23 protein-coding genes are annotated in these 24,499 nt (G+C 39.2%); 5 read left to right on the plus strand and 18 right to left on the minus strand.

The genetic code is table 11. From position 1 onward, the window contains the following. Positions 1–33: 33 nt before the first annotated feature. From galU to rplU, 6 genes are all read right to left on the minus strand, one after another. On the minus strand, positions 34–918 hold the full coding sequence (galU, locus tag FFU37_RS13305) for a UTP--glucose-1-phosphate uridylyltransferase GalU (RefSeq protein WP_024594811.1): 885 nt from the start codon (positions 916–918) through the stop codon (positions 34–36). A gap of 284 nt (positions 919–1,202) precedes the next feature. Next, positions 1,203–1,580, minus strand: a complete 378-nt coding sequence (locus FFU37_RS13310) for a DUF3718 domain-containing protein (RefSeq protein WP_002957744.1) — start codon at positions 1,578–1,580, stop codon at positions 1,203–1,205. 78 nt (positions 1,581–1,658) lie between these two features. Further along, complete coding sequence (gene folA / locus FFU37_RS13315) at positions 1,659–2,150, minus strand: type 3 dihydrofolate reductase (protein WP_138489689.1); 492 nt, start codon at positions 2,148–2,150, stop codon at positions 1,659–1,661. Positions 2,151–2,223: 73 nt separating this feature from the next. Beyond that, positions 2,224–3,381, minus strand: coding sequence for an Obg family GTPase CgtA (cgtA, locus tag FFU37_RS13320; protein WP_002957746.1), 1,158 nt, complete (start codon positions 3,379–3,381; stop codon positions 2,224–2,226). A 138-nt stretch (positions 3,382–3,519) separates the two neighbouring features. Next, positions 3,520–3,777 (minus strand): 50S ribosomal protein L27, encoded by a 258-nt coding sequence (gene rpmA / locus FFU37_RS13325; RefSeq protein ID WP_002957747.1) that lies wholly within the window; start codon positions 3,775–3,777, stop codon positions 3,520–3,522. A 16-nt stretch (positions 3,778–3,793) separates the two neighbouring features. Then, positions 3,794–4,105 (minus strand): 50S ribosomal protein L21, encoded by a 312-nt coding sequence (rplU, locus tag FFU37_RS13330; protein ID WP_002957748.1) that lies wholly within the window; start codon positions 4,103–4,105, stop codon positions 3,794–3,796. A 422-nt stretch (positions 4,106–4,527) separates the two neighbouring features. Here rplU and ispB point away from each other — a divergent pair, with 422 nt between their 5' ends. Next, entirely contained in the window at positions 4,528–5,499 is a 972-nt protein-coding gene (gene ispB / locus FFU37_RS13335) for an octaprenyl diphosphate synthase (protein ID WP_024596483.1), read from the plus strand. Between the two features lie 85 nt (positions 5,500–5,584). Here the strand turns inward: ispB and mdh are convergent, their stop codons facing one another. Next, positions 5,585–6,517: a malate dehydrogenase gene (mdh, locus tag FFU37_RS13340; protein ID WP_002957751.1), complete on the minus strand. Its 933-nt coding sequence runs from the start codon at positions 6,515–6,517 to the stop codon at positions 5,585–5,587. 225 nt (positions 6,518–6,742) lie between these two features. Here mdh and argR point away from each other — a divergent pair, with 225 nt between their 5' ends. Next, positions 6,743–7,210 carry a transcriptional regulator ArgR gene (argR, locus tag FFU37_RS13350; RefSeq protein WP_002957753.1) on the plus strand — a complete coding sequence of 156 codons (468 nt, stop codon included), beginning with the start codon at positions 6,743–6,745 and terminating at the stop codon, positions 7,208–7,210. A gap of 7 nt (positions 7,211–7,217) precedes the next feature. Here argR and FFU37_RS13355 read toward each other — a convergent pair whose 3' ends face one another. From FFU37_RS13355 to FFU37_RS13370, 4 genes are read right to left on the minus strand one after another with little or no spacing between them, the layout of a single operon-like run. Then, entirely contained in the window at positions 7,218–8,117 is a 900-nt protein-coding gene (locus tag FFU37_RS13355) for a Dyp-type peroxidase (RefSeq protein WP_024604544.1), read from the minus strand. A 48-nt stretch (positions 8,118–8,165) separates the two neighbouring features. Beyond that, positions 8,166–9,215 (minus strand): ABC transporter ATP-binding protein, encoded by a 1,050-nt coding sequence (locus FFU37_RS13360; protein ID WP_138489690.1) that lies wholly within the window; start codon positions 9,213–9,215, stop codon positions 8,166–8,168. Next, a complete protein-coding gene (locus tag FFU37_RS13365) occupies positions 9,216–10,847 on the minus strand; it encodes an ABC transporter permease (protein ID WP_138489691.1) in 1,632 nt (543 codons plus the stop codon). Continuing rightward, positions 10,847–11,851, minus strand: a complete 1,005-nt coding sequence (locus FFU37_RS13370; RefSeq protein WP_138489692.1) for a Fe(3+) ABC transporter substrate-binding protein — start codon at positions 11,849–11,851, stop codon at positions 10,847–10,849. The genes FFU37_RS13365 and FFU37_RS13370 overlap by 1 nt, the downstream gene beginning before the upstream one ends. A 187-nt stretch (positions 11,852–12,038) precedes the next feature. Between FFU37_RS13370 and FFU37_RS20485 the strand changes: the two genes are divergently transcribed. Next, positions 12,039–12,167: a hypothetical protein gene (locus tag FFU37_RS20485; protein ID WP_275404352.1), complete on the plus strand. Its 129-nt coding sequence runs from the start codon at positions 12,039–12,041 to the stop codon at positions 12,165–12,167. A 620-nt stretch (positions 12,168–12,787) separates the two neighbouring features. After that, a complete protein-coding gene (locus FFU37_RS13375; RefSeq protein WP_138489693.1) occupies positions 12,788–13,303 on the plus strand; it encodes a hypothetical protein in 516 nt (171 codons plus the stop codon). A gap of 10 nt (positions 13,304–13,313) precedes the next feature. Here the strand turns inward: FFU37_RS13375 and FFU37_RS13380 are convergent, their stop codons facing one another. The 7 genes from FFU37_RS13380 to ampD all read right to left on the minus strand — a co-directional run bounded on the left by FFU37_RS13380 (position 13,314) and on the right by ampD (position 22,966). Further along, the gene (locus FFU37_RS13380; RefSeq protein ID WP_138489694.1) at positions 13,314–13,994 is read right to left on the minus strand and encodes a tRNA-uridine aminocarboxypropyltransferase; all 681 of its coding nucleotides are present in this window, start codon (positions 13,992–13,994) and stop codon (positions 13,314–13,316) included. A gap of 136 nt (positions 13,995–14,130) precedes the next feature. After that, on the minus strand, positions 14,131–15,555 hold the full coding sequence (gene lpdA, locus FFU37_RS13385; RefSeq protein ID WP_002957761.1) for a dihydrolipoyl dehydrogenase: 1,425 nt from the start codon (positions 15,553–15,555) through the stop codon (positions 14,131–14,133). A gap of 205 nt (positions 15,556–15,760) precedes the next feature. Further along, positions 15,761–17,677 (minus strand): pyruvate dehydrogenase complex dihydrolipoyllysine-residue acetyltransferase, encoded by a 1,917-nt coding sequence (gene aceF, locus FFU37_RS13390; protein ID WP_138489695.1) that lies wholly within the window; start codon positions 17,675–17,677, stop codon positions 15,761–15,763. Between the two features lie 10 nt (positions 17,678–17,687). Next, positions 17,688–20,354 (minus strand): pyruvate dehydrogenase (acetyl-transferring), homodimeric type, encoded by a 2,667-nt coding sequence (gene aceE / locus FFU37_RS13395; protein WP_002957763.1) that lies wholly within the window; start codon positions 20,352–20,354, stop codon positions 17,688–17,690. 90 nt (positions 20,355–20,444) lie between these two features. Then, positions 20,445–21,194, minus strand: coding sequence for a pyruvate dehydrogenase complex transcriptional repressor PdhR (gene pdhR, locus FFU37_RS13400; RefSeq protein ID WP_002957764.1), 750 nt, complete (start codon positions 21,192–21,194; stop codon positions 20,445–20,447). A 352-nt stretch (positions 21,195–21,546) separates the two neighbouring features. Further along, positions 21,547–22,398 (minus strand): beta-lactamase regulator AmpE, encoded by an 852-nt coding sequence (gene ampE / locus FFU37_RS13405; RefSeq protein ID WP_138489696.1) that lies wholly within the window; start codon positions 22,396–22,398, stop codon positions 21,547–21,549. Positions 22,399–22,411: 13 nt separating this feature from the next. Then, positions 22,412–22,966, minus strand: coding sequence for a 1,6-anhydro-N-acetylmuramyl-L-alanine amidase AmpD (gene ampD / locus FFU37_RS13410; RefSeq protein ID WP_138489697.1), 555 nt, complete (start codon positions 22,964–22,966; stop codon positions 22,412–22,414). Between the two features lie 328 nt (positions 22,967–23,294). Here ampD and nadC point away from each other — a divergent pair, with 328 nt between their 5' ends. After that, complete coding sequence (gene nadC / locus FFU37_RS13415) at positions 23,295–24,146, plus strand: carboxylating nicotinate-nucleotide diphosphorylase (protein ID WP_138489698.1); 852 nt, start codon at positions 23,295–23,297, stop codon at positions 24,144–24,146. The last annotated feature ends 353 nt before the right edge of the window (positions 24,147–24,499 follow it).

The following is a 24,499-nucleotide window of genomic DNA, read 5'->3' on the forward strand; positions in this document are numbered from 1 at the left end:
TAGCCTACCATAGAACGAAGAATACGCTCTGTATTAAGGTAAATTCAAATCATTTATAAAACTTGAAAAATCATTACCTAGCTTTTCGTCTCGCAGACTGTACTCAACAATTGCTTTTAAGTAGCCTAACTTGTCTCCACAATCGTGAGAGCGACCACTCATATGAAATGCTTCAACGGTTTCTTGTGCCATTAATGCGTCAATAGAATCTGTAAGTTGTATTTCACCGCCAGCACCTACAGACGTTTTTGCAAGTAGAGGCCAAATATTCTTACTCAGTACATATCGCCCTACAACAGCCAGATTAGAAGGCGCTAAATCTGCATCAGGTTTTTCAACCATTGCTTTAATTGCAGCACTTTTACCTGGCATTAACTCAACCCCATTTATATCAGCAATACCATATTTACTAACGTCTTCTTTAGCTACCGGCTCAAGCATTATTTGGCTTGCTTGAGTTTCTTTAAAGCGTTTAATCATGGCCGCTAAGTTTTCAGTTTCTTGATCCGCAGTATAGGCATCAAGTATCACATCAGGCAGGAGCACAACAAAGTTGTTATCACCAACTATTGGTTTAGCGCATAAAATAGCATGTCCAAGCCCTTTAGCTTCACCTTGGCGTACACTCATAATAGTTACATCATTTGGACAAATAGAGCGAATTTCATCTAATAAAGCTCGTTTAACACGCTTCTCAAGAGTCGCTTCAAGTTCATAACTTGTATCAAAGTGGTTTTCGATTGCATTTTTAGAGCTATGCGTAACTAATACAATATCTTTAATACCAGCGGACACACATTCGCTGACAATATATTGAATTAGAGGCTTATCGACTATTGGGAGCATTTCTTTTGGGATAGCTTTTGTCATAGGGAGCATTCTCGTCCCTAAGCCAGCTACTGGAATTACAGCTTTCATATCTGTCCTTAGTGATTAAGTTTGTAAATAAACTAGCAGATACAAAATAGATACCAGCTGAATAAAGTTACCTCTTTTGAAGAAGTAAATTTGAAGCTGCTTTTAAAGTGAAGACTCTACACTTTAGGAATATAAAATAGATAGGTAAATAGTGAACTTATTAATGATTTTGTTGTGGGGTGAGATTACATTAGCTAAACGAAAAAAGCCTGGGTTTGCTATAAATAACAAACCCAGACCAATAAATTTCTAACTAAAGGTAGCGTTACAAAACCTTTTTATAATTAAAGACCTGCACGATCTTTAATTACTGCAATAAGCGGTGAGCTGGCAAAATTACCTTCAGCCCAAGCAATGTCAGCACCATCTGTTAACGCACTTTTTGATAAGTTTTTAACTATATACTCACCAGTATCTACTGCATTACTAGCAACAGCATGGCGTAATAAGTTATTACCATTACATTGTACTGCATCATAAATATTACGAATTTTTACACGAGAGCTTTTAAGCTTGCTGCGTAATCGGTTTTTATCATCTGCCGCAATATATTCACAAATAGATACTGCTAATTGATCTTCAGCATTTACAGGTGCTGTATACGAAAACGAACTAACAGCTACAACGGCAGTAAGTGCAACTAGCTTTGGTAATTTAAACATGACAAACCCTTTATAATACTTTGTTCTTATATAGACTATCGAATATTATATCAATCTATCAAAATTTACGCAATAATGTTAACGTTCTTTATATAAAGTTACGAATTTATAACTAGATAAATTCTTGTCATCCGGATGGTTTTCTTGCTCTTCTTTCACGTACCAATTAGCAACTTTATTGTAATCAGGAAACTGTGTATCGCCTTTAACATCTAAATCAATAAAAGTTAGATACAGGCGCTCTGCTTTTGGTAAAAATTGCTCATAGATATTACCACCACCAATAATCATTACTTCTTCAGCAGTAGCAACGAGTTCTAATGCGGCATCTGGCGTAGTTACTACTTCAATACCCTGTGCAGTATATTCGCTGTTTCGAGTAATAATAATATTACGGCGCCCAGGTAATGGACGGCCTATAGACTCAAAAGTTTTACGACCCATGATCACAGGCTTACCCGTAGTGACCTTTTTAAAATGCTGAAGATCTGCAGGTAAATGCCATGGCATTTTATTATCTAGACCAATTACACGGTTATTTGCCATTGCTGCTATCATTGAAATTATCATAATAAACACCTAGTACTTTATTCTTAAACAAAGAAAAAGGAGCATAAGCTCCTTTTTAGTAAATTCTATTTAATTAACGCTCGTAGACAACTTCTACGTCGTAATCATCTTCATCCCAGTCATCCCAATCATCATCATTGCCCTTACCTTTAGTGGCTTTTTCATGATAGGTATCCCACTTAAATTCAACTTCTTCATCTTCCACTTGTACAAACTTCTCTTTAGGCATGCTATCAAGTAGTGTCATTATGTTGTGGATTAATGGTTGAGTGTTAAGTTTATTAATTGCTGAAATGTGATAGATATTTTCAGTTTCGCCCAGCTCTTCTGCAATCGATTCGCATAACGCTTTTGCTTCATCCTCTGGTAATAAATCTATTTTATTAAATACTAACCAGCGTGGCTTCTCAGCTAATTTAGGGCTGTATTGGTGCAGTTCGTTAATAATCGAAAACGCATTATCAACAGGGTTTGAACCATCTACCGGCATTACATCAATAATGTGTAATAACACACGACAACGCTCTAAATGTTTCAAAAAGCGAATACCTAGGCCTGCGCCATCAGATGCACCTTCAATTAGACCCGGAATATCGGCTATAACAAATGATTTATTTGCTTCAGGACGTACTACACCTAAATTAGGAATAAGCGTCGTGAATGGGTAATCAGCTACTTTTGGTCTTGCTGCAGATACACTGCGGATAAACGTAGATTTACCGGCATTTGGTAATCCAAGTAAACCAACATCAGCTAATAATAGTAACTCTAATTTTAAGTTACGTACTTCACCTGGTGTGCCTAATGTTTTTTGACGAGGTGCTCGGTTAGTACTTGATTTAAAACGCGCATTCCCCAAGCCGTGGAAACCACCTTTTGCAACCAAAATTCGTTGACCATGTTGCGTTAAATCGCCAAGTCCCTCTTGGGTATCAACATCCATGATGCGCGTGCCTACAGGCACCATAACAAACAAGTCATCAGCTTTTCGGCCTGTACAGTTACGGCTACGACCGTTAGTACCACGTTCAGCTCTATGGAAGCGCTCAAACTGATAATCAATTAAGGTATTTAAGTTTTCATCAGCTTGTAGATAAACACTACCACCGTCTCCACCGTCACCGCCGTCTGGTCCACCATCTGGAACATATTTTTCACGACGGAAAGACACGATGCCGCTGCCACCGTCTCCAGCTTCTGCGCGAATTTCTACTTCATCTACAAACTTCATGATTACTCACTTTAGGGATTGGCTTGTTTAATAACTCTATTATATACCCAAGCCAGCACAAATGCAGGCTTGGGTATATATTGGCTGACTACAAAACAAAAAACCCCGCAAAGGCGGGGTTTTTAACTACCTTACTGATTACTCAGTTACGATAGTTACGTATTTACGGTTTAAAGGACCTTTTTGTTCAAACTGAACTTTACCATCTGCTTTTGCGAAGATAGTGTGGTCTTTACCGATACCTACGTTAGTACCAGGGTGGAAACGAGTTCCACGCTGACGAACAATGATGCTACCCGCTAGAACTGATTCGCCACCAAAACGCTTAACACCTAGGCGTTTGCTTTCTGAATCGCGACCGTTACGAGTACTACCAGCTGCTTTTTTATGTGCCATTTCTAAGTACCTCTAATTAAGCGCTAATGCTAGTGATTTTAACTTCAGTGAACCATTGACGATGGCCCATTTGCTTACGAGAATGCTTACGGCGTCTAAATTTAACAACCTTAATCTTCTCACCGCGACCATGTGAAACAACCTCAGCTGTTATCTTGCCACCGTTTACGAACGGTACACCGATCTCGATTTTCTCACCATCAGCAACTAAAAGTACTGAATCAAATTCTACTGCCGCACCAGTTTCAACGTCTAATTTTTCAAGACGAATCGTTTGACCTTCAGTCACACGATGCTGTTTACCACCACTTTGGAAAACCGCGTACATAATTAACTCCGTCTGTGCACCCTCAAATCGGCGCAACTAAAATATTCTTCGATAGGGCGCGAAGTTTACGCTAACGCGAAATAACTAGCAAGCCTATTTTGTAATTAAAATGAATAAAAAGTAGCTGCTTTGAGAGCAATTCAATATTTACCCCATTTTATATTAATTAGCCCTTTTGCCAAGCGCTTTTTAACTCTTAGCCGAAATAAATTAATGTACTCAAATATGACCCTCACAGCTCAATATCTAAGCACACCATAAACTGTATATTGATTATCAATTAATCAGTTATCTTGGCTAATTCAGTCTAAATTAAGTACTTTAATAGTGTTTTTTCAATCAATCGTCACAAAATATCGAGCTAGTGCATTTTTTGTTGTACAATCTGCGCCGTTCACACATAAAAATTGGCTCGGAGATCAATGGATATAAAAGCTATCCAGGCGTTAATCGAAAGCGATATGAATGACGTCAATCAACTTATACATGCGCAAATGCGCTCAGATGTGGCGTTAGTTAATCAGCTTGGTTTATATATAGTTAGCAGTGGCGGCAAACGCGTTCGTCCAATGCTGGCTATTTTAGCAGCCAAAGCGCTCGGTTATCAGGGTAAAGATCACATAACACTTGCAACAATTGTTGAGTTTATCCATACAGCAACGCTATTGCATGATGATGTTGTAGATGAATCAAACTTACGACGTGGCACGCCTACAGCAAATGCTGAATTTGGTAATGCTGCTAGCGTATTGGTTGGTGACTTTATTTACACTCGCTCATTTCAGCTTATGGTTGGCCTTGGAAAAATGCAGATTATGCAAGTACTTGCCGATGCAACAAACATTATTGCTGAAGGTGAAGTATTGCAGCTGATGAACTGCAATGACCCAGATACGACTGAAGCCAGCTATATGCAGGTTATTTACTCTAAAACAGCTAAATTATTTGAAGCAGCTACAGGCCTTGCTGCCATTATCACAGAGCAAGACCAAGCGACACTTGATGCACTAAACCTATACGGTATGCATTTAGGTACTGCGTTTCAACTAGTAGATGACGTACTCGATTACAATGCAGATGCTGAGCAGCTAGGTAAAAACATTGGCGATGATTTAGCTGAAGGCAAACCAACCCTTCCGCTTATTTATGCTATGCAACATGGTAGCGAGCAGCAAACACAGCTTATTCGTGATGCAATAGAGCACAGTAATGGTATGGAGCATTTAGAAGAAATTTTAACTGCACTAAAACAAACTAATGCGCTTGAGTTTACAATGCAAAAAGCAGAGCTTGAGGCCGAAAAAGCCATTGCCTGTTTAGACTTTTTAGCTGAGTCTGACTATAAGCAAGCACTTATAAGCCTTGCCCGTATTGCGGTTGACCGGGACCACTAGTTTTAACTAGTTACACAGTGTGACATTAATTCTGAGCAATAAAAAAGCCTGCAAATGCAGGCTTTTTTGTTGCTTAAACCGGCTATTACGCCATGAAATCAACACCTTCTTTGATGTCTTTTTTCAGAGTTTCAAGCATGTCATTTTTTGCTTTTGTTTCAAATGCGCTTAGTTCGCCGTAAGAAAGAATTTCTTCTACGCCGTTTTTACCTAAACGTACTGGATGTGCAAAGTACTCTGCATCGCCATTTTCAACAGCAACGTAAGCGTAATCTACAACTTCTTCACCTTGTAGGCCTTTAACTAAAGACATACAAAAACGAGCTGCAGCAGCACCCATAGATAGCGTAGCTGAACCACCGCCTGCTTTAGCATTTACAACTTCAGTACCCGCATTTTGGATACGTGGAGTAAGTGCAGCAACTTCTTCATCAGTGAAAGAAACACCTTCAACTTGAGAAAGTAGAGGCAGAATCGTTGTGCCTGAGTGACCACCAATTACTGGTACTTTTACAGTTGCTACGTCTACGCCTTTAAGTTCAGCAACAAATGCTTCTGAACGAATAACGTCAAGCGTAGTAATACCGAATACGCGTTTAGCGTCGTAAGTACCTGCTTTTTTGAATACTTCAGCAACAATTGGAACTGTGCCATTTACTGGGTTAGTAATAATACCTACTAACGCTTTAGGGCAGCTGGCAACAATGCCTTCTGCTAAAGTTTTGATGATGCCAGCATTTACATTGAATAAATCAGCACGATCCATACCTGGTTTACGTGGCATACCCGCTGGGATAAGAACGATGTCAGAACCTTCAAGCGCTTTATTTAAATCGTCTGCGCCAAAGCCTGCAACTTTAACATCTGTTGGGATGTGAGAAAGGTCAACCGCAACACCTGGTACTACTGGTGCAACATCATAAAGTGATAATTCAGAGCCAGCTGGTAAGCCTGTTTTTAATAATAAAGACAACGCTTGGCCGATACCGCCTGCAGCACCTAATACAGCAACTTTCATTGGAATTCTCCGTAATTTGAGGTAGGAAACATTTGTGGCTCTTAAGATAATGAAATTAGCGACTAAAAACAAATTTATCCTGTCTATTTCAAGTATATTTTCGACCATAGTCGTAAACTTATGTGATTTAACGCATCAAACTGGCAAGTTAACTAAACAACTGCTGCATAATTATTCATTTTTGTGTAGAATTTGCGGCATAAATAACAAAAACGAATAAAGACTATGCAACCACAAGATAAACAAGAAGCACTGGTAAAAGCATTTAAATCACTATTAAAAGAAGAAAATTTTGGCTCTCAAGGCGAAATAGTTGATGCGTTAAAAGATCAAGGTTTTGACAATATAAGCCAAAGTAAAGTATCACGCATGTTAAGTAAGTTTGGCGCTGTACGCACACGTAATGCCAAACAAGAAATGGTTTACTGCTTACCTGCTGAAATGGGTGTACCTACGGCTAAAAGCCCATTACGCCAATTAGTAATCGACATTATGCACAACGAAATGATGATCATCATTCGTACCAGCCCAGGTGCTGCTCAGCTTATTGCACGTTTATTAGATTCATTAGGTAAAGCAGATGGCGTACTAGGAACTATTGCCGGCGATGACACTATTTTTATCGCTCCTGCTAAAATATCTGAAATAGATGTAACACTTGAACGCGTTCGCATTTTATTTGATACGGTTTAATAGCAAATTAAATTTGTTTTAAAAACCCTATTGAAGGTGCAAAGAAAGCAGAACCCATATCGGCTTGAGTAAAATCAAGCCAGTGGTCGTAGCAATCCCCTTCCCCTAAACGACTATTAAGTACTTTTTCAAATGCGGTGCCCGTACAAGCGCATGTAATTGATAACATTCCCTGCTCATACACGTCGCCATAAGGCATGCTTTGATTTAATAGTAGCGGTTGTCCGTCTTCGTCTTTTAGCTCACTTCGCGAAGCATGGCTGGTTTCGACCGCTGGGGTAATTAGCGTGTTATCAAGACGCGTACGTCCCATTATTTGCTCTTGCTCACTCAATGATAAATGCTGCCACATAGTTAAATCATGTTTATAACGCTGAACATGAATATAACTCCCCTGATCTTCAAAGCTACCAGGGTTGCTGATTAAAGCCGTAGCGCGCTTTTTTCTTCCATGTGCGGTGTCGCCACCATAAATAAAACCGTTAAAATCACGACCATCTAAAAAGCGAAAATTCCGAATTTGCTCCACCAGCTCTACATCGGGGGCAAATAATTTTAAAATTTGTAGCGCAAATAAATGGTTAACGTCTTCACGGTCAGAGCGAATTTGCACAAATAAATCGCACGGTTGTACGCTCATTTGGTGATCGCTATGGGTTATATTAGGAAAGCTCTGTAATTCGCTTGGAATGTATTCAGGGAGGATATGCGGCCAGTATTGCGCACCAATAGCAACCATACAAGAGAGCATTGATTCTGAAAATTGATCGCTAAACTCTTCTTCTATAGCGCTTACTTGTTTTAACTTTGCGCGAAGTGATTCGTCTTGACCATCAAACACATTAAAAAATAAGTGCAAACCGTGTAAGTTTGCTTCAGCACAAATCCCTGATTGCGCTTGCGCCATTGTTATTCCTTAGTTTTACAGATAAAAACACAGCGAATAACAAATTAATTACGATTCGAAAAAATTCACCGTGTGAGGTTTTATTTTTATTATAACCTGATCATTATTTTCAAATGACTGGCCATATTGTGCAGCAACTTCAATTTCTTGTTCATCAATAACGAGCGAATAAACATACGCCGAACCAATAAAGCGACGACTTATGATTGTAGCTCGCTTGCTGAATTTGTCACTTTGGTTATCTGCCACTAATTCTATTTGATGAGGGCGCACATATATAAGCCCTGCACTTACATTATGCTTACTCTCAACATAAGATTCGACTAAACCAAATGGTGTTTTATATTCAGTTGCGGTTAACACTTCTGCGCTTAAGTATATGCCCTGACCCAGAAACTCTGCAACCTCCTTTGAACATGGAGCTGCAAAAAGCTGCTCTGGCGTGCCTTGTTGTGCAATTTTACCGCGATGCATAATGGCAAGTGTATCTGAAAACGCAAACGCCTCTTCTTTTGAGTGTGTAACAAACACAGCAGATACTTGAGTTGCTTTAATAATTCGACGTATATCGGCAATTAATTCAAAGCGCACTTGTGTGTCGATGTTTGAAAAAGGCTCATCAAGGAGTAATAAACTAGGTTTATAAGCTAATGCACGAGCGATAGCGACGCGTTGCTGTTGGCCACCCGATAACTGATGTGGAAACCTGTCAGCACAGCCAATTAAATGCACAAGCTTAAGCATTTCATCAACGCGTTGCTGCTTTTGAGCTTTGCTCATATTACTAAGCCCAAATGCGATATTATTTGCCACCGTTAAATGCGGAAACAATGCATAGTCTTGAAACATCATGCCGATGTTACGATGCTCAGGTGAGACAAACGATTGCTCATCACTCACTAATTTACCGTCTATAAAAATAGACCCTTGCTTGGCTTCAATTAAACCTGCAATCGCTTTTAATGTGGTTGTTTTTCCGCATCCACTCGCCCCGAGTAGGCAAACAATTTCGTCTTTACCTACTGTTAAATCTAAATCGAGAATAACCTTTGTGCCGTTATAGTGATAGCTCACGCCTTGTAAAATTAAACTACTCATTTAACTACGCTGCTCCATAGAACGATTAATAAAATACAAAGGAATAAACCCAACAATAACAATAAATAATGCAGATATTGAAGCAAGCTCTAATTGCTCGTCACTCACATACTGAAATACATGAGTAGCTAAGCTTTCAAAATTAAACGGTCTGAGCAATAGCGCAGCTGGCAACTCTTTCATACATTCAATAAATACCAATAGGGCTGCAGTGAGTAACCCTCTTCGCAGTAAAGGTAGATGCACTAAACGCAGCGTTTGCCCTTGGCTTTTACCCATTGATTGGCTTGCCATATCAAGTGATGGACTAATACGTAAAAAACTCGACTCAATTGCTCCGTGTGCAATGGCGTAAAACCTAACAATATAAGCAATAATAATAGTAAGAATGCTACCTGTAAGCAGTAAGCCAATGTCTAAATTATACTTCTCGAGCGCTGTGTTAATGGTGTTCTCTAATAATGTAAGAGGTAATAAAACCGCAATAGCGAGTACTGTGCCAGGCAACGCATAACCCGTGCTTGCTAAGCGCCCAGGAATAAGCGGATACGCTTGCTTTGCAACACGCTGATAAAAAACCACAAAAACACTCAATGTAATCGTTATAACACTTACAACCCCTGCCACTTTTAAACTTTGCCAAGCGTAACTAAAAAACTCTACATCCCATGCTTTATCAAAGTAGGTAATGGCGTAATTTATAAGTACTGCAATAGGAATTACAAAAGCGATAAGTAAAATAAAGCTACAAAATGCCGTTGCGAGCCAAGCAGACTTTCCTTTTAATACATAGAGAGATTCGCTATTTACACTTGATTGTCGCTCAAATACCGCTTGGTTTCGGCGACTAAAACGCTCTGCCATTAATGCTAAAAATAACAGCAGTAACATCACACCCGATATTTTAGCGGCCGCTGTAAGTGAGTAATAACCAAACCACGTATCGTATACGGCGGTTGTTAATGTACTTACGGCAAAATAACTCACTGTTGCAAAGTCGGCCATGGTTTCCATACTAATAAGTGCAAGGGCCGCCACAATTGCCCCACGAGAGAGCACTAAACTGACTTTAAAAAAGCTTTGCCAAGGAGATAGCCCCATTAACTGGCTAGCTTGTACTAATTTGAATGACTGCTCGCGAAGGGCCGTTTTAAAAATTAAAAATAAATACGGGTAAAGTACCAAGGCAATCATAACGATGGCGCCGGGTAATGTACGTATATCAAAAAACCAATAGTCGCTAGGTGATTGCCAGCCAAACCATTTTCTCAATGCTATTTGCACCGGGCCCGCATAATCTAATAAATCAGTGTATACATAGGCAATAATATAGGTAGGCATAGCAAGGGGCAGCATAAGTGCCCATTCAAACTGTTTTTTACCCGGGAAACTACAGTAAGCCGTTAGCCACCCAAGCGGCAAAGCTATGGCGCAGCTCAGGACGCAAACACCTAAAACTAACAATACGGTATTGGTTATGTAATCCCAAAGCACGGTATCCCACAGGTGAGAAAACACCTCAGAGCTACCTTGTAGAGATTCAAAAAGAAGAAAAAACAACGGGGCCGATAGTATTAAGCCAGTCGACCACGCAAAGAGCTGCCATTTAGACAGCTTAAATTTATTAGTCATTAAAGATCGAACTTCACCTCATCAATTAGCTTAAGTGCTAACGGACGATATTTACTAATCTCATCAAGTGGCAAGCTGTCTTCTTTAAAACTCCCCCAAGAGGCAACCAAACTTGATAATTCAACACCCGACTTAACTGGATACTCCATATTTAATGAGGCATACATGTTTTGTGCTTTACTGTCGGTCATATATTCTATGAGCTTTAATGCATTTCCAGGGTTTTTAGCGTATTTGGTAATAACCGCACCCGATACATTTATGTGTGAGCCACGATTAACTTGATTCGGAAAGTTAATATTTACGGCCTCTGCCCAACCTTTTTGTTCTTTATCTTCTAGCATTTTGCCAAGGTAGTAACTATTACCTAATGCCAAGTTACATAAACCTTCTTTAACAGCTTTAACTTGAGCACGATCGTTACCTTGGGGCTTGCGTGCTAAATTAGCCTTAACACCTTCAAGCCACTCTTTAGTTTGCGCTTCACCATGGTGTGCAATCATAGAAGCCACTAAACCTAAATTATATGGATGTTTGCCAGAGCGCGTACAAATTTGTCCTTTGTATTTGGAGTCTGCTAAATCTTCATAAGTAAGCTTAGGTAACTCACCAACTCGCTCTTTTGATGAATACACATTACGCACTCGCTTAGTAAGCGCAACCCATTGGCCATCACCGTCACGAAAGGCGGCTGGAACATTATTATTTACACTGTCACTTTTTATAGTTTGTGTTAATTTTAAATCTTCTAATTGAATAAGCGCGCTAAAGTTAGAGGTTAATACTAAATCAGCTTTACTGTGCTTGCCTTCGCGTTTAACACGCTCAATTAGCCCTTTTTTAGCAAAAACAACATTGGTTTTTATACCTGTTTGCTTTGTAAAGTCTTCTAAAATTGGCTGAATTAAAAACGGTTGACGAAAAGAGTAGATGTTAACAACATCGTTTGCAAAGACTGGTGCCGATGCAACTACCCCTAAAACAAGTGCAAATACTTTCTTCATTATTCCACCTAAATAACTGTTATTATCAACGAATTCTACCGTGCTCATTCTAAAAGTGCACACTTTAAATAAATGTAAATATGTAAATAACGCCCAAAAAGGAAATACCGTGTAAGAGATGTCTTACGGATGTGACAGCTAATGAGTAAAAAACAAGATAAAAAACAACCCAAAAACAGCTAAACCCATGAATTACATCGAATTTACATTTATTACTATTGCAAAAACACTAATTGAATGTAGTTTTATCTCTATTTTAGTTGCTCTATTGCACTATAATTTACGCATCAACCAAGCAATGACGCTTATTGAGTAAAAGGAAATGGACTGCTTACTCAACCAACCAATGATTAGGTTATCAGGACAACACGGATTTTAGGACAGGCTCAGGATGAGTATCACAACGCAATGTTGTAAAAAGGACAGCGTCAGGAAGATGCGAAAAGGATAACAACAAGGCTAAGTTGTTCAACAGGATGTTGAAGGAATAAATGGACAGGCCTTTAAGGCAACACAAGGGATTGGTTAAAACAAGGATACACTAGGAAGTGTAATCAAGGATTTGGTAATAGTATTTACCCTACAGGATGTTTAGGAATTTAAGGATACAGGCCCGGACGGTCTACATTACATAGAACTAAAAAGTAATATAGTAATAAACATGGATTAGTGAAAATTGGAGTTGATTAAGTTCAATTGCAGGATGCAGAAAATTAGAAGATTCCGCAAGCGCGCCTAGAGATAGAGCGCGCTTTTCTTTGCCTAAAATTTGGGTGAGTAAAGCACTGAGCAATTATCACTAATCTTTACTGAGTAATATCGCATCACAGCCAATCAATGCTAAGACCTTAAAATACTTTATTAATATTTTAAATTTCGCTAAGTTTTTTATTAATTGCGCCGATAACTAAATAACGCAAGGATCATAAATACTCAATGGATATGAATTTTAAAACATCTCAAAGTAATGCCTTTTTATGTAAAGTATCAGACGCAAGTACAGCAAAACCAATTGGTGTTTTTAGTGCCCCAACTCCCGACGAAAATCCCTATAAAGCTTTATTTAACCCCAAAGGTTATAACTTTTTAAATATACCAATGAGTGAGTTTAAAAATATACTTAACGAAATTATTAAGTTAGAACGCGATATTCGTATTAGTAAGTGGGGTGAAGGTGCTCGACCTGATGAGTTTAGCTATCAACTTAATAGAATAGCAAACGCAATTGCAACGACTCAATTTAATGGCAAAATAGACATTAGCTGCTACTTTTTAAAACGAGTTGAAGAAGCAAAAGAAATGATTGGTGAAGACTGCATCTCGTTTATTCAAGTGCATAATAGTATAAGCCAATTGTATAATACTGTTTTACAATTAACATCTGAAGAAGGCTTCAGAGCAATTCAAAATAAAGCACTTGCTCACTTAAAAAATCAGCAAGCATTTGCTTAACTTCGTAAAATTAATCTTCTAGCGGTCGGCCCTTGTTGCGCTTACCCAATAAATAGGCATCACGAAACTTAATAAAATGCTGCTCTAATTTTGTCGATGCATCCATTTCGCCCGCAAGTGCTAATACCATAATAGCCACTTCAGCAGTGCCTAGTTGATGTGCATGAGGGGCTACACGTAATCGGTAATCAGATAGTTTATCAGCAGTAACAGAAAGTACAGGCAAGTTATCTAAATAAGGGCTTTTGCGAATCATTTTTTTAGCTTCGCGCCACGTACCATCTAAGAATATAAATAGCGGCTTTTTACCTGATTCAATACTCACTTCTGTAATGGCTCTGCCCTCTTCTACATCTTCTGCGGGAAAGACGACCATAGGCTGATACTGCGAATCATTTATTAAAGCTAAAAGAGCGGGGTTAGGATCTGTTCTATCCCATCTAAATGCGTGGTTATCTGGCACTATTTCAGCAATTAAACGCCCTGTATTAGAAGGTTTAAAGCTTTCATTATGATACATCAGTAAGCATACAGCGGCCTTACAATCTGCATGCTCAACACCTTTACAAATACAGTAGTGCTTAGCAATCAGGCATTGTTCACAGCGATCTAATTTACCGCCTCGAGCATTAAACTCTCGACGAGATTCACTTATTTGTTGAGCGCGTAATGCTAGAACTGAGTTTTTCACTGTATTTACCTTCAATTAATTAAGCGCGCATTGTAACGACTTCTTGTTATTTAATCTTATATTTATCTAAGTTAAAAATAGACATAAAAAAACCCAACCGAAGTTGGGTTTTTCAAGCAAATACTAAAAAGTTAAATTACTTCTTTTTAGCTGCTTTTTTGTTTGGTAAATCAGTGATTGAACCTTCAAAAATTTCAGCTGCAAGGCCGATTGATTCGTTCAATGTTGGGTGAGCATGAATTGTAAGCGCTAAGTCTTCACCATCAGCACCCATTTCAATACCTAAACCGATTTCGCCAAGCATTTCGCCCGCGTTAATACCGATCATAGCACCACCGATTATACGGCCACTTTCTTTATCAAAGATAAGTTTAGTAGAACCTTCAGTACGAGCAGATGCAATTGCACGACCAGATGCTGCCCACGGGAATACCGCAGTTTCAACTTTTAAGCCTTGCTCTTTTGCTTCTTTCTCAGTAACACCTACCCAAGCGATTTCTGGGTCTGTGTACGCAATTGAAGGAATACATTTAGGGTCGAAGAAATGCTTCTGACCAGAAATAACTTCTGCAGCAACATGACCTTCATGAACCGCTTTATGCGCAAGCATAGGCTGTCCAACTAAGTCACCAATTGCAAAAATATGGCTTACGTTAGTACGTAATTGCTTATCAACATTAATAAAGCCACGCTCATCAACGTTTACGCCCGCTTTTTCAGCATCAAGTAAGTTACCGTTTGGAGTACGGCCAACTGCAACAAGTACTTTGTCGTAACGTACTGGTTCTGCTGGGGCGTTTTTACCTTCAAACGTTACGTATAAGCCGTCTTCTTTAGCTTCAACACCAACAACTTTAGTTGAAAGCATTACGTTGAATTTTTTGCTTACGTATTTTTGGTAAATTTTGATAATGTCTTTATCAGCTGCTGGTACTAATTGATCAGCAAATTCTACAACATCAATTGCAGAACCTAGCGCACGGTAAACCGTACCCATTTCAAGACCAATAATGCCACCACCCAATACAAGTAGCTTTTCTGGTACGTCTTTAAGTTCTAATGCACCAGTTGAATCAATTACACGGTCATCTTCTGGGATGAAAGGTAAGTTAACTGGTTTAGAACCTGCTGCAATAATCGCGTTATCAAACGTGATAGTTGTAGCGCCGTCTGCGCCTTCAACTACTAAAGTATTGCTGCCAGTGAATTTGCCGTATCCAGATACAACTTTCACTTTACGCATTTTGGCCATGCCTTCTAGTCCACCAGTTAACTGGCCAACTACAGAATCTTTCCAAGTACGAACTTGGTCAAGATCGATTTTTGGTGCGCCAAAAGTAACACCGTGAGATGACATTTCTGCTGCGTCATCAATCACTTTAGCTACGTGTAAAAGTGCTTTAGAAGGAATACAACCAACATTAAGACATACGCCACCTAATGTTTCGCGAGATTCTACTAATGTAACTTCTAAGCCCAAGTCAGCAGCACGGAAAGCCGCAGAATAACCACCAGGACCACCGCCTAGTACAACAACTTGAGTTTTTAATTCGTTGCTCATGCTTTTACCTTAATTGTTTGAACGGGACACTGCCCTAAAATTTAACTGCCATGTTTCTGCAAGGCAGAAAGAGTGAGCAGCGCACAAAGTGATGCAATTCGTACAAAGATTGTATCATTGCAAATGGTAAAAATCCCAGCTAAAAACAACTGGCTGGGATTTGATTCTATTTATTTTATTGCGTATACCAATTTTACTAAACTGGTTACATCACCAACTGGCGAATATCGCTCATATAACTTGCAAGAGTCACAGTAAAGCGTGCAGCTAATGCTCCGTCAATAACCCTATGGTCGTATGACATAGACAGCGGAACCATTAGTTTTGGTTCAAACTCTTTGCCATTCCATTTAGGTTTCATTTCAGATTTAGATACACCTAAAATAGCAACTTCTGGCGCATTAACAATCGGCGTAAATGCCGTACCGCCGATACCGCCAAGGCTAGAGATAGTAAAACAGCCGCCTTGCATATCAGACGATGTAAGCTTACCGTCACGTGCTTTAACAGATACTTCCATTAGTTCACGTGATAATTCAATAATGCCTTTTTTATCAACATCTTTAAACACTGGCACTACTAAACCATTTGGCGTATCAACAGCAACACCAATGTTAATGTACTTCTTAAGAATTAAACTTTCGCCGTCGCTAGACAATGAAGAGTTAAATGTTGGGAAGTCTGCAAGTGCTTTAGCCGCTGCTTTCATCACAAACACAAGTGGTGTGATTTTAACGCCAAGCTTTTTCTTCTCGCTAAGTGCATTTTGCTCTTTACGGAATACTTCAAGACTTGTGATATCAGCTTCATCAAACTGTGTAACATGTGGGATTTGCACCCAGTTACGGTGTAAGTTTTTACCTGATAGCTTTTGAATGCGAGACAGTTTTTTCTCTTCAATTTCGCCAAATTTAGCAAAATCTACTTTAGGCCATGGAATAAGACCAAGCTCACTACCACCTGCGCTACTACCTGCAGATAATTGACCAGATTCAACTTGCTTAACTAGGTTTTTAACATAGTTTTGCACGTCTTCTTTAACTATACGGGCTTTGCGACCAGTGCCTTTAACGTTAGCTAGGTTAATACCAAACTCACGCGCTAAACGGCGAACAACGGGTGATGCATGAGCATACGCGCTGTTTTCTGTGAAACTTTCATTACTTGCTTTTGCAGGTGCTGCTTGAGCCGGTGCTGACTCAGTTTTAGCCGCTGCTGCAGGTGCTGATTTTTCAGCTGGTGCAGATGCCGCTGGCGCACTGCCTGCAACTTCAAATACAAAAATTAATGAACCAGTCGATACTTTATCGCCAGCGGCTACTTTAATTTCTTTAACTTTACCTGCAAATGGAGCTGGAACTTCCATTGCAGCTTTGTCGCCTTCAACGTTTAAGATTGATTGATCTTCTGAAACTTCGTCGCCAACGGCAACCATAATTTCAGTTACTTCAACTTCATCGCCACCAATATCAGGTACATTAACTTCTTTAGTGCTTGGTGCTGAACTTGCTGTTGAGCTCTCAGCTGGCGCTTCTACAGGAGCCGACTCTTTAGCCGGTGCTGCAGATTCACTTCCTGCTACTTCAAAAACAAACACTAACGAGCCAGTTTTAACTGTATCGCCAGCGGCTACTTTAATTTCTTTAACTGTACCGGCAAATGGAGCTGGAACTTCCATTGCTGCCTTGTCGCCTTCCACGTTTAAGATAGATTGCTCTTCTTCAACGGTGTCACCAACAGCAACCATGATTTCAGTTACTTCAACTTCATCATCGCCAATATCTGGTACAGTTACTTCTTTAATTGAAGAACCTGTAGAAGCAGCTGGTGCTGCCTCTTCAGATTTAGCTGGAGCAGCGGCTGATGCTTTTTCTTCACCAGTGCTTTCACTCTCGCCTTCAAACAAAAATACTAAAGAGCCTGTTGTAACGGTGTCGCCAACGTTAACTTTAATCTCTTTTACAGTCCCCGCTTGAGAAGCAGGTATTTCCATTGATGCTTTGTCGCCTTCAACATTTAGTAATGATTGGTCAACATCTACTTTATCGCCAACGCTTACTAATATTTCGGTTACTTCTACTTCGTCGTCACCAATATCAGGTACTTTAATTTCAATACTCATTGCAAACCTCTTATGCGTACAGTGGGTTAAGTTTGTTAGTGTCGATGTTGAACTTTTTAAGTGCTTCAACAACTACTGACTTCTCAACTTCACCGCGTTTAGCAAGTTCAGATAACGTAGCAACAACAACGTAGCTTGCGTTAACTTCAAAGTGACGACGTAGGTTTTCACGGCTATCAGAACGACCGTAACCATCTGTACCTAACACTTTGTAGTTGCTGCTTGGAATGAATGAACGCGCTTGTTCTGCGTAGTTTTTCATGTAATCCGTTGCTGCAACAGTCACAGAGTCGTTTAATACGCTTGTGATAAATGCTGTTTTTTGCTCGCTTTCAGGATTAAGCATGTTGAAACGCTCAACATCTTGACCATCACGCGTTAGCTCATTGAAAGATGTTACTGAGTAAACATCTGATGCAATACCATATTCTTCGCTTAAGATTGAAGCAGCTTTGCGCACTTCAGTCATAATAGTACCTGAGCTTAATAGCTGTACGTTGGCCTTTTTACCTTCGTAACTTTCAAGCTTGTAAATACCTTTACGAATACCTTCTTCAGCGCCTTCTGGCATAGCTGGCTGATGGTAGTTTTCGTTCATAAGCGTTAGGTAGTAGTAAATATTTTCTTGGTCGTCACCGTACATACGACGAATACCGTCTTGTACAATAACAGCCACTTCAAACGCGTAAGTTGGGTCATAAGAAACACAGTTAGGAACCGTGTTTGCAAGAATGTGGCTGTGACCATCTTCGTGTTGTAAGCCTTCACCATTTAGCGTTGTACGACCCGCTGTAGCACCTAATAAGAAACCACGTGCTTGTTGATCGCCCGCCATCCATGCCATGTCGCCAACTCGTTGGAAACCAAACATAGAGTAGTAAATGTAGAATGGGATCATTGGTAAATCGTTAGTGCTGTATGATGTTGCAGCAGCAACCCATGACGACATAGCACCTAACTCATTGATACCTTCTTGCAATACTTGACCTGAAGTTGCTTCTTTATAGTAAGAAACAATATCACGATCCTGTGGCGTGTAGTTTTGGCCATGCGGGTTATAAATACCGATTTGACGGAATAAACCTTCCATACCAAATGTACGCGCTTCATCTGCAATAATTGGTACGATATTTTTACCAATGCCTTTATCTTTTAATAAGATATTAAGTGCACGAACAAAGCCCATAGTAGTAGAAATATCACGCTTTTGCTCTTCAAGTAGTGGCTTAAATGCATCTACTTCTGGCAACGTAAGTTTTTCACTAAAACGTGGAATACGCTTAGGTGTGTAACCTTTAAGCTCATCACGACGCGCATGTAGGTACTTGTACTCAGGTGAACCTTCTTCAAGCTCTAGGTATGGTAATTCTTTTAATTGCTCTTCAGATACTAAGTCATCAAGACCAAGGCGTGAACGTAAATGTGCAACATGCGACATATCCATTTTTTTCACTTGGTGCGCAATGTTTTTACCTTCAGCTGCTTCACCCATGCCGTAACCTTTTACAGTTTTAGCAAGAATTACAGTTGGACGACCTTTTGTCTCTTCTGCTTTTTTAAATGCAGCAAATAGTTTTGATGGCTCATGACCACCACGCTTAAGCGCAAAAATTTCATCATCTGTCATATCTGCAACAAGGGCAGCTGTTTCAGGGTAGCGACCAAAGAAGTGCTCGCGCACATATGCGCCATCTTTAGCTTTGTATGTTTGGTAATCGCCATCAATTGTTTCGTTCATCAATTGTAGTAATTTACCTGTTGTGTCTTTAGCAAGCAGAATATCCCAACCGCTGCCCCACACTAGTTTAATTACGTTCCAGCCAGCGCCTTTAAACAAGCCTTCTAACTCTTGAATAATTTTACCGTTACCCATAACTGGGCCGTCTAAACGCTGTAAGTTACAGTTAATTAAATAACAAAGGTTATCTAGTTTTTCACGTGCAGCAAAAGAAATAGCACCACGTGATTCTGGCTCATCCATTTCACCGTCACCTAAAAACGCATATACACGTTGGTTTTTAGTGTCTTTTAAGCCACGACCATCTAAGTATTTTAAGAAGCGTGCTTGATAAATTGATGAAATAGGACCTAAGCCCATTGATACCGTAGGGAACTGCCAAAATTCAGGCATTAACTTAGGGTGTGGGTACGATGGTAAGCCTTCGCCATCAACTTCTTGGCGGAAGTTATCTAGTTGCGCAGCCGATAAACGACCTTCAACAAATGCACGTGCGTAGATACCTGGAGAAATATGACCTTGGTAATAAACTAAGTCACCACCGTCTACATCATTTGGTGCTTTAAAGAAGTGGTTAAAACATACTTCATAAAATGCAGCAGATGATTGGTAAGACGCCATATGGCCGCCTAAGTCGAGATCTTTTTTAGATGCACGTAGAACGATCATAATCGCGTTCCAACGTATAATTGAACGAATACGACGTTCAAGATTTACATCACCTGGGTAAGCAGGCTCTTGATCTACAGGAATAGTATTAACGTAGTTCGTGGTAATACCCGTTGGCATATCAACGCCGTCTAAACGGGCTTGCTCTAATACTTGCTCAAGTAAAAACTGAGCTCGTTCAACACCTTCTTCGCGCACAACTGATTCAAGAGCTTGTAACCACTCTTGTGTTTCTAGCGCGTCTACGTCAATTTTATTGACTTCAGACATATGGAGGTTTCCTTATGTTTAAAATACGAATATTGTTAATTTAATATCACAGCTACTTAATTTGTGTGTTCAAAGTAGTTATGTACTAACTTAATTTTGTTTAGTGCGTCTTAAACTACGTTCAATTCGCGAATGTTCTTTGCCTGCTTCAAGTAGTGCTTCTTCGATAAATGCTAAGTGCGCATTACTTGCTAAACGGGCTTGTTCTGGATTACCGTCAATAACGGCATCCATTAATAAACGCCTGTGTTGGGCTAACTGACTGCTAATATCTGACTTTTTTAATAGAACAGTTAAATTTTGCAATACATTTTGCTCAAGCAGCGCTTTCATACCTCTAACTAAATGCAGTAACACCACATTGTGCGAGGCTTCTGCCACGCTAAAGTGAAATGCATTAATTGCTTTTGCTTTTTGCTGTAAATCATCATTAACTAAGGCAATTTCATCAAAGCTTTGTTTTACTTTGCTAAAATCGTTGCTGGTCCCGCGCAGTGCTGCGTAGTAAGCAGCAATCCCTTCTAATGCATGACGAAATTCAAGTAAATCAAACTGCGACTCAGGGTGCTTACTAATCAAATCAAAAAGTGGATCAGTAAGCCCTTCTTCGAGCTGATTTTTTACAAACGTGCCGCCACCTTGGCGACGCGTAACTAAACCTTTCGCTTCTAATTTTTGAATTGCCTCACGCAGTGACGGGCGAGACACTTCAAATTGCTTTGCTAGTTCACGCTCTGGTGGCAACTTTTCACCTGGTGCTAACGAGCCTTCAAGAATCATATTCTCAAGTTGCTGTAAAATAACATCAGATAATTTTGCTGCTTTAATCTTTAAAGACATGAATCAACGTCCGCGTTGTATAAATACCAAGAGCCCATAAAACGGGGCTTTAAGTAGTATGATTTACCCAAAAGGTAAATTGGTCATACCAAAAATTTTCAATACGGTATCAAAAACACTATTAGCTGTCAATTTACAGGTAGTTTGAGCAATTAAAGTAGCGTAACGCATTTTGAACGAAGATCAAACAATGCGCAATTTGCAAAAATTGTTATAACGTATTTGGGATGAAAACAATTGGTCTGACCAGAATAAATTAGAATATTAGCTCTATTTTATTGTACTTAAAAACTGCAGGAAGAGATTAAAGCACCTTACATTGCATAAGGTACTTTATTAAAAAGGTATTAACTTAAGACAGCCCGCCAAATAATGTAAGCAACGCTATAAGTACTAAGTAAAATAATACATTGCGCTTAACAAGTTTAATCATACACGTGGCTTCGTAGGTACAGCCGTAATAACGCTTTTCAACTTGTTCTGCAGCAAGTGCAGTACATGTTACTACTTCGCGATTTGGAGATTTAAAGTTAAGTACGTAACGTAGCCAACAACTTGTGCCTTTATTAAAGTTACCTATTACTAAATAACCAAAGCTGGTTATGCGTGCAGGCAACCAGTCAAGCCAAAACAGTAGTTTATGTATAAATTTAAAACGCTTCGCAAATATTACTTTATGATCATCTCGTACTAAATCAGCTAAAGTACGCACCAGTGCATATAAAACTGCGCCCGGCGCGCCTAAAACAACAAACCAAAAAATCACCGCACAGTAAAATCGAAAGTTTACCCATGCCAATGTTTGCCCAAAGGTTTCGCCACCATCTTGATCATCAGTACGTTTTTGACCTATTTGCAGCGCATATAAAGATGCAGCAGTACCGTCATCTCGCGTTAAGGCATTTAAGTACGACTTATATAAAGCACGCTGCTTAGCACAACCAAAGCAAACCAAAAGCACAGCAATATTAATAGCTAACTGCCATAATACAAAATCAGATAAACAATAAATAAACGCTATTGCTATTACTGGGAGTAAAAGCCAAATTAAAAAGCCCGGTGCAGAACCAAAGAAGCCTTTGTCACCTAGTAGCTTATTAGAGCGATTTAAATAACCATTTGTGTAGTAGCTTATCTGCCAGTAATTAGACCGAGCCCATAAACGCTCCAGAATTAATGCAATTATTATAGAAACTAAAATCATGGGAATAACTCTCTTAACTTAGTTGTTCAAGCATATTAAAAAACAATGGCCAATTAAAGCTACTGCCAGGATCGGTTTTACGTCCCGGGGCAATATCGCAATGCCCAACAATACGCGAAGGGGTAATTTTTGGATAGCGTTGTATTATAGATTTACTAAGTGTAGTTAATACTTCGTATTGCGCTAAAGAGTATGGCGTGGTGTCGGTACCTTCAAGCTCAATGCCAATGCTAAAGTTATTACAAGCAGAAACGCCCTCAAACTCAGATTGGCCAGCATGCCAAGCACGTTTTTCAAAAGGCACGTATTGTATAACCTCACCGGTGCGCTTTATAAAGCAATGGGCCGATACACGTAAATTTTTTAAGTCACTAAAACTCGAGTGAGCATTGCAGTCAATACTACCCATAAATAACTCATCAACAAAAGAGGTACCAAACTGCCCTGCTGGCAAAGATATATTGTGAATAACCAATAAAGAAATATCAGCCTCATCAGGGCGTTCATCAAAATGCGAACAAGGCCGCTGCGCTACAGTACTTAAAACACCGTTTAAATCTATTTTCATGATACGTTTATTATATAAATATCAAGATATACATAGTACTGATGCTAAAGGATTTATTAAAACAATGATAGTAACAAACAGGTATAAAACCCTACCTGCAAATAATTCAAACCCACACGTAGGTGCTAATTTACGTCCGCTCATGTAACGTAACTTTTGAAATTAAAAGCGAGGTATAAAACCTCACCTACAGATAATACAAACCCACACGTAGATACTAATTTACTATAAGCACTTATCTTTATATTGGTGAAAAGGCAATCGCTTCTCTTTCTTTTATAAACATAGTAAAATTTGCTTAATTTATTAACGCTTATGAGCTTTTATTATGTCTATCCCGCACTCTTTAGTTAGCCAACTTGTCACTCTTGCACTCGACGAAGATCTAAATTATCAAACCGCACAAGAAGGCGATATTACCGCGCAATTGATCCCACAAAATGAGCAAGCAAGCGCCAAAGTAATCACTCGCGAAGACTGCATTTTTTGCGGAAAAGACATCATCCTTGAAGTATTCAAACAAGTAGACCCAAGCGTTAAGGTTAACGTACTTATAAATGATGGCGACGCGGTTAAAGCAAACAGCACATTATTTACCGCTATTGGCTCGGCTCGTTCAATATTAACTGCCGAGCGTACTGCACTTAACTTTGTGCAAACGTTATCGGGTACAGCCACTACTACAGCACATTATGTAAAAGAATTAAGTGGTACAACAACGCAACTACTCGATACACGCAAAACCATACCAGGCCTTAGAGCACTTCAAAAATACGCAGTAAAATGTGGCGGCGGTGCAAATCACCGTATTGGTTTATTTGACGCTTTTTTAATTAAAGAAAATCATATAGCGGCTTGTGGCACAATAAACAAAGCCGTAACTCAGGCTAAACAAAATCACCCAAACAAACCTGTCGAAGTAGAAGTAGAATCACTCCCAGAACTTAAGCAAGCAATTGAAGCTGGCGCCGACATAATTATGCTCGACAATTTTAGCGTTGAGCAAATTAAGCAAGCTGTAATTTTAACCAATAAGCGCGCAAAATTAGAGGTTTCAGGCAATATGACCCTAGAAACGCTCAAAACTTATTCACAAGCGGGCGTCGATTTTATATCAAGCGGAGCATTAACAAAAAACTTACAATCAATCGATTTATCGATGCGTTTTGAACAATTTTAAAACAATAATGGGTAATTAATACCGCTAATTAATTGACAAGTTAAGTAAAAAAGCATTAAATAACCCAAAAGGCTTACTTTGTAACAAATTGTTAAATAAAATCGCTTTTTTATAATAAGATACGTGCTAAATACTAAAATAAAATGGTAGACTAATTCTGTTGTACTATTTTATTTAAAAAGGTAGTCATAAATAACTAGTACCTTTAGTTTTTAAAGACATAATTAAAAACTAAAGCAACTAAACTACTTACTTTATGCCTATACTATTTGTTGCTACAACATGTAGTGCACTTAGTAAACTTTTATAATTAGTACTAAACATAATGAATTCACATTCGGCTTTTGTGTTTC

It is taken from the genome of Pseudoalteromonas distincta (assembly GCF_005877035.1).
GTDB lineage: Bacteria > Pseudomonadota > Gammaproteobacteria > Enterobacterales > Alteromonadaceae > Pseudoalteromonas > Pseudoalteromonas distincta.